The organism is Chitinophaga eiseniae (assembly GCF_012641265.1).
Taxonomy (GTDB): Bacteria; Bacteroidota; Bacteroidia; order Chitinophagales; family Chitinophagaceae; genus Chitinophaga; species Chitinophaga eiseniae_A.
This window is the reverse complement of the sequence record NZ_JABAHZ010000008.1, coordinates 22,820-35,276: the sequence shown is the minus strand read 5'-3', so window position 1 is coordinate 35,276 and position 12,457 is coordinate 22,820. Positions and strand designations below refer to the sequence as shown.

General features: G+C 47.4%; 10 protein-coding genes and 1 tRNA gene. 5 read left to right on the top strand and 6 right to left on the bottom strand.

All coding sequences use genetic code 11. The annotated features are described in order from the left end of the window. The first annotated feature begins 3 nt into the window (after positions 1 to 3). Together HGH91_RS31550 and HGH91_RS25785 are read left to right on the top strand one after the other, a co-directional pair. A complete protein-coding gene (locus HGH91_RS31550) occupies positions 4 to 1,260 on the top strand; it encodes a glycosyltransferase (protein ID WP_168741809.1) in 1,257 nt (418 codons plus the stop codon). Beyond that, positions 1,257 to 2,009 carry a glycosyltransferase family 2 protein gene (locus tag HGH91_RS25785; RefSeq protein WP_168741807.1) on the top strand — a complete coding sequence of 251 codons (753 nt, stop codon included), beginning with the start codon at positions 1,257 to 1,259 and terminating at the stop codon, positions 2,007 to 2,009. Before HGH91_RS31550 ends, HGH91_RS25785 begins: the two co-directional genes overlap by 4 nt. A gap of 71 nt (positions 2,010 to 2,080) precedes the next feature. Here the strand turns inward: HGH91_RS25785 and HGH91_RS25780 are convergent, their stop codons facing one another. Beyond that, complete coding sequence (locus HGH91_RS25780) at positions 2,081 to 4,594, bottom strand: YfhO family protein (protein WP_168741806.1); 2,514 nt, start codon at positions 4,592 to 4,594, stop codon at positions 2,081 to 2,083. A 344-nt stretch (positions 4,595 to 4,938) separates the two neighbouring features. Between HGH91_RS25780 and HGH91_RS25775 the strand changes: the two genes are divergently transcribed. Then, complete coding sequence (locus tag HGH91_RS25775) at positions 4,939 to 5,745, top strand: queuosine precursor transporter (protein ID WP_168741804.1); 807 nt, start codon at positions 4,939 to 4,941, stop codon at positions 5,743 to 5,745. Between the two features lie 84 nt (positions 5,746 to 5,829). Here the strand turns inward: HGH91_RS25775 and HGH91_RS25770 are convergent, their stop codons facing one another. Both HGH91_RS25770 and HGH91_RS25765 read right to left on the bottom strand, forming a co-directional pair. Next, positions 5,830 to 6,282 (bottom strand): NUDIX domain-containing protein, encoded by a 453-nt coding sequence (locus HGH91_RS25770; protein ID WP_168741802.1) that lies wholly within the window; start codon positions 6,280 to 6,282, stop codon positions 5,830 to 5,832. Positions 6,283 to 6,300: 18 nt separating this feature from the next. After that, a complete protein-coding gene (locus HGH91_RS25765; RefSeq protein ID WP_168741800.1) occupies positions 6,301 to 7,239 on the bottom strand; it encodes a magnesium transporter CorA family protein in 939 nt (312 codons plus the stop codon). A gap of 87 nt (positions 7,240 to 7,326) precedes the next feature. Between HGH91_RS25765 and HGH91_RS25760 the strand changes: the two genes are divergently transcribed. Beyond that, positions 7,327 to 8,814, top strand: coding sequence for a polysaccharide biosynthesis C-terminal domain-containing protein (locus HGH91_RS25760; RefSeq protein ID WP_168741798.1), 1,488 nt, complete (start codon positions 7,327 to 7,329; stop codon positions 8,812 to 8,814). Between the two features lie 118 nt (positions 8,815 to 8,932). On the opposite strand, the gene HGH91_RS25755 is transcribed toward HGH91_RS25760, so the two are convergent. From HGH91_RS25755 to HGH91_RS25745, 3 genes are all read right to left on the bottom strand, one after another. Beyond that, entirely contained in the window at positions 8,933 to 10,111 is a 1,179-nt protein-coding gene (locus tag HGH91_RS25755) for a TDP-N-acetylfucosamine:lipid II N-acetylfucosaminyltransferase (protein WP_168741797.1), read from the bottom strand. Positions 10,112 to 10,228: 117 nt separating this feature from the next. Next, positions 10,229 to 11,014, bottom strand: a complete 786-nt coding sequence (dapF, locus tag HGH91_RS25750; RefSeq protein WP_168741795.1) for a diaminopimelate epimerase — start codon at positions 11,012 to 11,014, stop codon at positions 10,229 to 10,231. 37 nt (positions 11,015 to 11,051) lie between these two features. Next, entirely contained in the window at positions 11,052 to 11,933 is an 882-nt protein-coding gene (locus tag HGH91_RS25745) for a nucleoside phosphorylase (protein WP_168741793.1), read from the bottom strand. Between the two features lie 204 nt (positions 11,934 to 12,137). Between HGH91_RS25745 and HGH91_RS25740 the strand changes: the two genes are divergently transcribed. Next, positions 12,138 to 12,208, top strand: a tRNA-Cys gene (locus HGH91_RS25740). Positions 12,209 to 12,457 lie beyond the last annotated feature (249 nt).

The following is a 12,457-nucleotide window of genomic DNA, read 5'->3' as shown; positions in this document are numbered from 1 at the left end:
CCCGTGAAAGTACTTTTTATCAATAAATATGAAAACAGCGGCGGGGCGGCCATTGCAGCACAACGCATCGCCACCGGCCTGGAAGAATATTATCATACCGATAATCACTTCCTGGTAGGGACTCATCGCACTTCATCTTCGAAGGTAACGGTAACGCGCCCGGGAACGGTGCGTAATGTGATAGAACGGGGCATTAATGTACTGACCAACCGTGTAGGCCTGCAATATTTATACTTCCCTTTTTCTACCCCGGCTATCCTGGGGTATACCGCAGCCTTTAAGCCAGATGTTATCAGCTTGCATAATATTCACGGGGGCTATTTTGATGCATCGATACTGCCCCGTTTGTCAGCCATAGCACCGGTAGTATGGACGCTGCATGATATGTGGGCGCTCACCGGGAGCGCCGCCCATAGCTTCGGCGATACGTCCTGGAAGACAGGCAAGGCGGGAAAGAATGAGCACAGGCATGCACCTTATATGGGATTACCCAATGGTAATTACCTGATTAAACGGAAACAACGGCTGTATGCAGCCAGCAACCTGCACATCGTTTCGCCCTCCCGCTGGCTGTACGACATGACGCGGGAAAGCCCGCTGACCCGGGAAAAGCCTTTATATCATATTCCCAATCCGATTGATACGGCCTATTTCCGGCCGCAGGAAAGGGCCGCTTCCCGGCAATTGCTGGGACTCCCTGCCGATGCGCCGGTGATCACCTTCGTATCCGAACGTTTATTTGCCAGTGAGTTTAAAGGAGGAGCGGAGCTGCTTAAAATCCTGCACCTGCTGGATGACCAGCTGGACAGCCCGGTATATCTGCTGATGATAGGAAATGACCGTTTGCCCGGTACTTTCAAGCATCTCCAATGTGTATATACCGGTTATGTGAAGGATACTGTCAAAATGATGCAGTGCTATAGTGCCAGCGATATCTTCTTTTACCCGACAAAGGCCGACAACCTGCCCAATGTACTGATAGAAGCCGGCAGCTGTGAAACGGCCTGTATCACCTTTGACGTAGGCGGTTGCCGGGAAATAGTGATTGATGGCCGTACGGGCTATGTGATACCGCCAGGTGAGCATGAACAGTTTGCCGCCAGAACCCTGGCGCTGCTGCGTGATCCGGCTACCTGCCGGCAGTTTGGACAGGCGGCCAGGGTACATACCGAACAGCATTTCAGTATGCCGGTAGTCGCCGAACAATATTATCATTTGTTTGAATCGGTGATATCATCGCCGCAAATAACTAATACATGAGTGCAGCTTCCCCGGTGTTGAGTATTATCACCGTATGTTTTAACGCGGAAAAATTTATTGAAAGTACCATTCAAAGCGTGCTGTCGCAAACCTATCCGCATATCGAATACGTTATTGTTGATGGCGCTTCCCGCGACAATACTATGGGCGTGATTGAAAAATACCGTTCCCGTATTGCCACCGTGCTTTCAGAAAAGGATAAAGGGCTGTATGACGCCATGAACAAGGGAATGCAACTAGCCACCGGTGACTACCTGTTGTTTCTCAATGCCGATGATGTGTTGGGCGACAACAACGTAGTTGCCAATATGTTTGCCGCCTGTGCACATGCCGATGTATACTATGGAGAAGCCATGTTTATGGATGAAAATGGGGTAGATATTGGATTACGTTCTGAACAAACGCCGCATAAAGTACCGGATCAGCTCACCTGGAAAAGCCTGAAACATGGCATGGTGGTGTCGCACCAGGCCTATATTATTCGTCGCAGTTTAAGCCCGTTGTACGATTTGCAGTATAAAGTATGCGCGGATATCGATTGGATGATCCGTACGCTGAAGGCATCTCAAAAAATATGTAATACGCACCAGGTGGTAGCGCGCTTCCGGGTAGGAGGCACTTCCAAGCAGCATCAGCAGCTGGCCTGGAAGGAACGCTATAAGATATTGAGCCGGTACTATGGGCATATTCCCAACTTTGCGCATCACCTGTTTATTGGGTTGCGTTATATTTTTTCAAAGCGGTACTAACGTTATTTACTATCATAAAAAAGGCCTGGGCGGATCATTTCGCTCAGGCCTTTTTCATATCAGTAAGGTATTTATTTTTTCTTTTCTGGTACCGGCACGGTTTCTCTTTTCATCTGCTGGTAAAATTCCCATCCAAATATCAATACTACCAATACAAGCAGCAGGATAGAGGTGGTACCGGCAATTTTAAGACCGGTGAAGAATGTTTTAGGCGAAAATTTCATCTCGATTTTATGATCACCAGCGGGGATTTTAAATCCACGCAGGGCATAGTCAGTACGGATGATATCTACGGGCTTGCCATCAATAAATGCTTCCCATCCGGCAGGGTAGTATATTTCGGAGAATACGCCGAAGCCTTCCTGGGAGTTGTGCGACGTATATTCGAGCTGGTTAGGTCCGTATTTAGTGAGCTTGATGGCTGCACTGCTGTCGGCTCCTGGTTTAAAGCTGCCTACCTGTGCCTGGAAGCGCTTGTCGATCACCGCAGAATCGCGGGTATTCAGGTAATCCAGCGTTTTCATTTCTGTGTTGGCATCGGGCGCCCAGATGATATCTTTTACAAACCAGGCATTGCCATAAGCATCCGGATTGCGCTGTGCGATGGGCTGCCCTGTTTTTTGATCTGGTACAATAAAGTACTTGGTATTGAGCATGTTCATCACATGCATATTGTTTTTCGCAATCTGGTGCGTAATCAGATCCTGGTAGAGCCACAATTTAGCCGGGCTGTAACCGCCAATATTCTTGTGGAAATAGGAGGGGGAGGCATCATCGAAAGGCGCCGTGGTTACATTGAATACGCGATAATACGGATCAGGATCCTGTTTAATCTGCTGGTCAGCGGGCGATGGTTGCAGTGCCTGCATAAAGCTCAGGTCATCCACGAAGCTGTCGCTGTTGAGATAGTTTCTGTCTACCTGCAGCAGGTCGATGGTAACGGCGGCGGTAATAACGATGGCGGAAACTTTCCAGGTCATCTTATCTTTCAGGTAAGCCCAGATGGCGCCGGCGGCAATCAGGATGAAGATAGCAGAGCGGAACGTATCCTGTAAGAGCAGGCTGCTGCGGTCTTTTTCGAGGGCGCGGATCAGGAGCTTCGCATTTTCTTCGCCACCCATCATCTGCGCAAAATATTGCAGCATGCTGGCATCGCTGGCACTGCTGAAGCCGGTGAAGAAATTGGTGATCAGCACAAAGCCCAGCAGGAATCCACCAGTGATCAGCAAAGCCTGTTTCAGTTTTTGCAGGAGCACTGTTTTGGTGTATTTCCCGGCAGCCACTTCCTGCAATCCCCAGCAGCCTAATACTATAAATGTCAGCGAAGGCAGTACCAGCGCCTGTGCAGGGGCGCGGAATTTATTGTACAGGGGAAGATGATAAAACAGGAAATCGTTGATAAAGGCCAGATTTTTACCCCATGCCAGTATAAAGCCGATAGCGGTAACGGCAATGAGCCACCATTTATGCCAGCTGTCTACTAACAGTAACGATAATACGAACAGGAAGCAGATAATGGCGCCCACATATACCGGTCCGGAAGTGCCCTTACTTTGAGCGCCGTAGTACATCGGTAATTTTTGTTGAGACAGGAACTGGTCTACCTGTGCGGCAGGTACGCCCAGGCTCACCATTTGCTCCCCGAAATGGGAGCTGGCAGTGAGTTTCTGAGCAGAGGAGTTACCTACATAACCAGGGATAAGGAAGGTGCCTGTTTCAGCTTTGCCGTAGCTCCAGTCGTAAGCGTAGTCGATATCCAGGCCAGTAGACTTTTTCTGAGCGGCATCGTCCTTATCGAGCGTAAGCTCTGATTTGCTGCCACGCATGGTATAGTCGGTATATTCCCGCAGGATCATCAGGCTATCCATAGAAGTAAGGATGGCGAGTGCACCGGCGATGGCCAGCAGTCCGGAAGCTTTGAAAAACTGTGGCAGCTGCTGGGTTTTAAAGGCGTGTACAAACGCGCCAACAGCCAGGCAGGCTACCATGATCAGGGTATAATAGATAATTTGCAAGTGGTTATTATAGATCAGCATACCGGTAGCGAGGGCGGTTAATGCGGCTCCTGTGAGCAGGCGACCCCGGTAGGTGAGGATGATACCCGCCAGTACAGCAGGCATCAGGGCGATGTCGAACATTTTAGTGATATGGCCTACATCAATGATAATCACGTTGTACGAGCAAAACGCAAAAGCAATGGCGCCCATAACGCGGATCCAGTATTTGAGGTCCAGCACACAGAGCAGCAGGTACATGCTCAGCATGGCGAGGAATAGCATGTTAATAGGGAAGGGCGTCTTCAGGGTGATAATCCAGTTCATGTACCCCATTCTGTTGGTACCCGGACCAGAATAGATCACATAGGAAGGCATGCCAGAAAACATGCTGTTGGTCCACAGCGGACGGTCACCGGTTGCTTCATAGTAGTCCTTTGCTTCTTTCGCCATTCCCTCTACATTCTTCATGTCGGCCTGGTTTACTACTTTACCCTCCAGGGCAGGAGCGCAATATACCATGGCCAGCAACAGGAAGATCCCTATTGCCGCGAGATGCGGAAGAACGGCTTTTAGCCAGTTTTGCTTCATCGGATATTTTGGATTTAGTTTTAAAGAAACAAAAATAACTGTAATTTATCCGAAATTTCAATATGCGCTGGATACGGTTCCTTTTAAAATTTGCTTTTATATGCAATCTGTGCTTTCTGATCAGTGAAATCCTGCGTATCACTACGTATAACCATTCGCTGGATACTTTGGTGAATCATGTGCTGGTATTGGGTGTGGGCATTGCCTTTCCGCTGAATGGGATCTTATGTATACTCACGGCGGTGTTATTATTGTTAAAAAAAATACAATGGAAGACATTGCCTCCGTGGGTATATTTGTGCAACATTGCCATCTTTATATTTCAACTCATAGTTAATTACTAAATGATCCGGAACCTATTAAACGACAAGCCCACCAAGCTTTTTGTCATATTTACCAGCTTTTTTGTGGCCAATGCGCTTATTGCTGAATGTATTGGCGGTAAACTATTTTCCCTGGAGAAGTTATTGGGACTGCCCGTACATACCTTTACGCTCTTTGGCGAGAGCGGCCTGTCGTATACATTGACGGCAGGGGTATTGTTATGGCCGCTGGAATTTGTGATGACAGATATCGTAAACGAATACTTCGGGCCTAAAGCAGTGCGCAGGATCTCCTATATCGCCGTGGGACTCATTTCCTATGCCTTTATCATGTTTTTTGTGGCGATGAACGTACCGGCCGATGGCTGGTGGCTGGGCAGCAAGGCTGCCGATGGGGTCCCTAATATGCAGTCGGCCTTCGTTAGTATCTTCGGACAGGGTATGTGGATTATACTGGGTAGCTTAACGGCCTTCCTGGTGAGCCAGATCGTGGACGTAACGGTATTTCACCGTATTAAGAAACGGACGGGTGATAAGCACGTGTGGCTAAGGGCTACCGGTTCTACGATCGTATCGCAGTTGGTAGATAGCTTCATTGTATTGTATATCGCCTTTAAGCTCGGTAATAACTGGAGCTGGCAGCGGGTGCTGGCTATTTGTATGGTTAACTACAGCTATAAATTTGTGATAGCCATTGTGCTCACGCCGTTGATCTATTTACTTGAACACCGGATAGAACGTTTCCTGGGACATGACGTTGCCAAACAAATGAAGGCAGCAGCCATGGGCCAGGAACATCCTTTTGTTGATCCGGTAGTGAGCGAGTAGGCACGCAAAGGCACAAAGTAAAAAAGCAGCAAAGGAATATGATACTATCCTTTGCTGCTTTTTTACTTTGCGCCTTTGCGTGGGCTAATATCTTGCTTTTACTATATCCGCTACTACCTTATCTATAGGCAGGGTAACTGCTGCCGAAGAAAACTCGTCCCAGTTGATCCAGCGGGCGCGTTCTACTTCCGATACGCCTTCCGGCACGGTAAAATCGAATGGTTTGCTGCTTACACTGGCAGTAAAGGGTGAGGTAGGGGTCACCAGGTAGTAAATAGAGATGATTTGGGTTTCGTTGTCGAATGCAGAAATCTGGAAGAAGTCCGTGGTATAAATATGTTCTACCACTGTTACATCCTGGCTGAGCTCTTCCTGCCATTCCCGCACAATGCACTCCAGGGTGCCTTCGCCGAATTCGAGGCCGCCACCGGGGAATTTGGTATAATAACCGCCACGGATATATTCATCACTAACCAATACCTGGCGCTGATCATTGATCATGATGCCATATACTCTTACGTTAAATCCTGTTTGCATGTTGTTGTATAAATTAGGCTAAAACCATTTCTTCTTCATAAAATACCAGCTGATCACCACCGAAATAGCGATGGACAGAATGACCGGGATATAGAAGGCGTGCATAGTATGCTGATAGGGGATATCTACGTTCATCCCGTATATACTGGCTACCAGCATAGGGAAGGTGAGAATGATGGTAATGGAGGTAAGCCGTTTCATCACCACATTGAGGTTGTTGGAGATGATACTGGCAAAGGCATCCATCGTACTACTGAGGATGTTGGTGTATACGTTGGCCATTTCCAACGCCTGGGAAGTGTCTACGATGAGGTCTTGCAGGAATTCCTTTTCATCTTCGTTGAGCCCCAGGAAGTTGGTGCGCTCCAGCTTCATCAGCAGCAACTCATTACTGCGCAGGGCCGTTACGAAGTATACCAGGCTTTTCTGGATACGCATAATACCCAACAGTTCTTCATTCCGGTTGGAGTCGTAGAGTTTGGCTTCCAGCATATTCCTTCGCTGGTTGATTTCCTTGAGGTAGTCGAGGAAATTAATAACCACCTTTTCGAATATTTTCAGCACCATCATATTCCTTTTCTCCGGGGAACGGTTGTGAAAGGTATTCAGGAATTTTTTGATGGCGGTATTATCGAAGGAATTCACGGTAATGATCTGGTGGTGCGTCAATATGATCACGATAGGAATGGTGATATAAAAGGCATCACTTTCATTGATCGAGTTGTTTTCGGTAGGCGTTTTGAGTACAATGAGCTTTACATTGTCTTCCAGTTCATACCTCGATTTTTCGTCAATATCCAGGGAGTCCGTGAGGAAGTCGAGCGGGATGTCCAGTTCCTCGGACAGCTGTTCAAATTCAGCCTGTTTGAGGGGAGGGGTTATATTTACCCAGGCCCCGTTTTCGGGCTGTTTAATTTCAACGGTTTTGGAGTTTATATTTGTGAAATACTGGATCATCGGGCGCAAAGGTAGTTAAAATGTTGAATCCTGTTAGCAATTGGCGTAATATTGCACATCAGGAAAAAGATAAATATATTTATATAAATGGGAGTAATCAAGCAGCAGAGTATCAAGTCCACCTTGTTGATTTATATTGGGTTTGCCATTGGTGGTATTAATATCGTTTTCCTGTTTCCCCATTTCTTTTCCAATGAAGAGTTCGCATTGACGCGGCTTTTGCCCGAAATTGCCATGATGCTGGTGCCCATTTGTACCTTGAGTACCGTGCCTACCATCAGCCGTTTTTTCCCTTATTATTCCAGTCGCCTGAAGGATAAAGATAATGATATGTTAACCTGGGCTATGCTGGCCACCCTGGTGGGGTGTGGCTTATTTGCCCTGGGTACGTTATTCTTCCGGCAGCAGATCATTAATGCTTTTATTGAGAAATCACCGCTTTTTGTCGACTATTTCTATCTCGTTTATCCCAACGTTTTCTTATTTGCCTTTTTCGCGGTACTGGAAAGTTACAGCGGGGCGAGGCACCTGACGGTATTTCCCAACTTCCTGAAAGAGCTGGTAATGCGACTCCTGACCACTGTGTTGATCTTCCTGTATTATTTTAAGTTGGTGGATATTACTACTTTTTTGTGGTTGTTTTCGCTGCTATATGGGGCATTGCTGGTGGCGCTGCTGGTATATCTTTACCGGCATAATTTCCTGCATTTTACATTCCGGGTAAGTACGGTAAGTCGCCGTTTGCTGCCCAAGATGTCCATCTATGCATTTTCCCTGCTGGGAGCTATCCTGTTTAACCTGCTGGCCAACAATGTGGCGCCGCTGATCCTGGGAAGCACGAAGGGGTTGGATGATGTGGCCTATCAGACAATTGCCACTTACATGTCGATGCTGATACTGATCCCGCAGCGCAGTATTTCCGCTATCGGGTTGCCGGTGCTGGCGCAGGCCTGGAAAGAAAAGAATATGAGTAAGATTGAAGAAGTGTATGTGAAGTCCTCGCTTTTGCAGTTGATTTATGCTTTGTTCATCTTCCTGGCTATCTGGCTGAATATTGACAGTTTTTTCAAATTGTTGCCACCTGAATATGCGAAAGCAAAATATGTAGTGCTTTGCTATGGTATTTCCAGGGTAATAGATATGGGCACCGGGTTGAATAGCCAGTTGTTGGCTACCTCCAGGTTATGGCGGTATGATTTATATAGCTCCGCCGTGTTGCTGGCGTTGTCACTGCCGCTCAACTTTTACCTGATTAACCACTACGGGTTGATAGGTTCCGGGTTTGCTACGCTGATTTCAATGGCTGTATTTAACCTGATCCGTTATGCTTTTATCTGGGCAAAGTTTGGATTACAACCCTTTACAATTAACAGTGTAAAAGCGATAGGTGTATCGCTGGTGGCTTATTTCGGGGTTACGTGGATACCGTTTATTATCCATCCCATTATCGATATAGCCATTAAAGGCGCTTTGTTTGCCGTGATATTTATAGGACTTACACTGGTACTCCGTGTATCCGACGACGTGAACAGTACGGTGAACGAAACCATTCATAAGTTGAGAAGGAAGCAATAATGCAGTCACGCAAAGGCGCTAAGGAGCAAAGCCGCAAAGAAATTTATAAGCTCCTTAAGAGCTTATGTTTTGACAAAATATCTTTGCGGCTTTGCTCCTTAGCGCCTTTGCGTGACTGTTATCCCAATACTTCCGCTAGTACAGCAAACTTCTTTGGTTTGTTGAAGAGTGCCTCTGTAATGCGGATGTTTTCCTGTACATCGCTTTTATTGAGCAGGGTACTGAAGTCTTTAAAATCCAGGTGGTCAATGGCTTTGGCATCAAAAACGGCTGCATGATTTTGTTGCAGCAGCTGATACAGGGTGCTATTGCTGTGAATGAACACCTTTTTACCCCGGTGCAGCAGGGCAATGACGTTGCCGGCGGCCTGGGTGCGGAAATGGTACATCACTGCAATATCTACCTGGGCCAGCATTTTGAAGTATTGTTCCCGGTTAAGGAATGTACGCAGGGCCATTACTTTCTCGTGTCCAAAGAGGCGGATAGCTTCTTTTTCAATCACATCGCCATATTGCTGATAGCCATAGCTGAGCGGGATCACCAGCTTAATGGGCTCGTCTTTGTACCTGGATAAGGCATGCAGTGCTTCGAGGTGGTTGTTGGTGGAGGTATCTGAGTTGCCCAGCAGGATGGTAGTTACCTTTCCATCTTTAGGGGTGTTCATGATGGCCAGCTCATCTTCGCCCGGATGCGGATTTACATCGTAAAAGAAGTACTTGTATTCGGCATGGGTAGTATAATGCTGCTGTACCCATTCAAAGTCGATGGGATTCCAGTGCAGGAAGAGGTTGAGCCGTTTAAAGAACAGGTCGCGGGTACGGGCCACTTTCCGGTCCGGGGCTTTGTAGTTGAAGAAGCGCTGGGCAAAGGAAGTGAGCGCCCTTTTAGGCCTCATGGGATTCAGCTTCAGCCTGGGGCGTTCTTCATATTGCTCAAAGTACCGGAGACTCATAGGTCCGTATACGCTGTGTTTAAAGCGGAAAGCCGGTATTTCCACGATATCACCGCCCCAGAAGAACATACCGATAGTAATGTTTGCAGGGAGGGATAAGGCTGCTTGTATGGCTTCTTCAGAGGCCCAGTGAATAAAAAGACGGTCCTGCGCAGTAATTTTCTTCAGCAGTGCTTTAAAGGCCGGTGTATAAAAAGGCAGATAAGTTACCTGGTCGGATTTGATAAAGGTGGCTTTGGCTTTGGTGGTGTTGATGATATAGGTATTGTTGCCGGGGGCCACAGCTTCTGCATCCCTGATAAAATCATTGATGAATTTGTCATCGGCCATTATATGGTAATTCATGCTGCCTGGTTTATAGTCTTTGGATAGGTGCCTGGTGTAAACAGCGTCCGGGTAGTGGGAGAGTAGCCGTTTCTGCCCCACGCTACCAGGCGGGGGCAAAAACGGTTGGATAGTTATTTATTTTACAGTGATATCGCCTTCAAACACCAGTGTAGCGGGGCCACAGAGCCAGATGTTATCGAAAGTGCGTTCGCCGGTTTTGGTGAAGCGTACTTCCAGTTGACCGCCCAAAGTTTGTACGGGTACCACGTATTCTTTTTCTTCTTTACCTGCAAAAGTGAGTGCGGCGGCGGTTACGCCGGTACCGCAGGAGTAGGTTTCATCTTCTACGCCTCTTTCATAGGTGCGTACAAAAATGCCGGATTCGAATGGCTGTACGAAGTTGACGTTGGTGCCCACGGCCGCAAAGCGGTCGTTGTAGCGGATACCGCGACCTTCATTGAATACGTCTACCGCCTGTACATCTTCCACAAATTTTACAAAGTGCGGGGAGCCGGTGTTGAGATAATAGTAAAGCGGGCCATGTTCTACATCATCCACGTTTTGCATTTTCAGGTTTACCCAGCTATCGCCGTCCATAGTGGCTTCGTGTTCGCCGTCTACAGCAGTGAAGTAGAGGTTACCATCGCCAACGCCCATTTTGTGCGCGAAGGCTACGAGGCAGCGGCCTCCATTGCCGCACATGCTGCTTTCGCGGCCGTCGGCATTGTAGTATTTCATGGCAAAATCGTAGTCTTCACTTTTGTTGAGCAGCATCAGTCCATCTGCGCCGATGCCGAAGCGGCGGTCGCAGAGTTCATTCACCTGTTCGTCTGTAAGCCAGTCGTATTGTCCATTCCGGTTGTCCATGATCACGAAATCATTGCCGGTTCCCTGGTATTTATAGAAGTGGATATTGTTCATGGAACAAAGATAAAAAAATAAGCGATGCGTGTATCCCTTAGAGGGTGGCGATAATACCCAATCCTTTTTCAATTAGTGCGGCTACCGCGGCGCCTCCATCTTTGCTGAACTCCTTGCGGATACGGTTAGCTACAATAGCGCTGATAGACAGGCATTGGTGGCCCAGTACGCGTCCCATACCGTAAATACCGGAGGTTTCCATTTCAAAGTTGGTGATGCGATGCGATTCGTACGAGAACCCGGTGAGGTTGTCGATCAGGTTGGGATTAGCCAGCGTGCCTCTTAAAGCGCGACCTTGTGGGGCATAAAAACCCGGGCAGGTAACGGTGATGCCTGTATGAAAACCATCTCTGAAATGATTGTGCAGTGCTGCGGAGGCTTCAAAGAGGCAGGGACTGGCGCCGCCGGGCTGCAGGAATACTTGTCCGCGGAAGGCTTCCAGCAGTTGTTTTTCTGCCGTGGTATTTTCAAATGCGTAATAAGGCATAAGGTTATCCAGGCCTAATCCGTGAGAAGAAACCACGAAGCTGTCTACCGGGATGCTTTCCTGCAGTGCGCCGGAAGTCCCCAGGCGTATGATTTTCAGGGAAGTAAGGTCCGGTTTTACCAGCCGGGTATTGAAATCAATATTGACTAAAGCATCCAGTTCATTGAGTACAATGTCGATATTATCAGTACCGATGCCGGTAGATACTACAGAGATACGTTTATGGCCGATGTACCCGGTATGGGTCACGAATTCACGGTGTTGAAATTTGCCTTCTATTCTATCGAAGTGTTTGCTGACAGATCCCACCCGATCCGGGTCGCCTACAGTGATGATAGTATCAGCCAGTTCATCCGGTCTTACATCGAGGTGATATATGGCTCCGCGGTTGTTGATGATCAGCTCTGATTCAGCAATACGTTGATTATCCATGGTACTAATTTTTTATTTTGTCATAAGTCAAGTTTCCAGGTTTTCCGCCTCAATATTCCACCGTTCTGCCTTATTATCAAAATATTTTTTAGATATTTTTTAAATAATATTTGGCAGTTATCAGAAATTCACTACTTTTGCAATCCCACAAAACGAATGAGATGTACGCCAGTGGGGGAGTTACGGCGAACATTTTGATAAGATGGTTCGGTGGCCGAGTGGCTAGGCAGAGGTCTGCAAAACCTCGTACAGCGGTTCGAATCCGCTTCGAACCTCGAATCTGAAAGGGCTGCAGCGATGCAGCTCTTTTTTTTTCACGCTAAGGAGCAAAGCAGCAAAGAAATTTATAAGCTCCTGAAGTGCTCATATTTTGACAAAATGCCTTTGCGACTTTGCTCCTTACTCCCTTTGCGAGCCCCTGCTCGCTCTTCCAACCCCTTACTGCTAGCCAGTTTCAGTATTAATAAAGATTTATTTTAAGAGTGATGCAAATGTCGATGTAAAAGGTTATATTGCATCCCCCG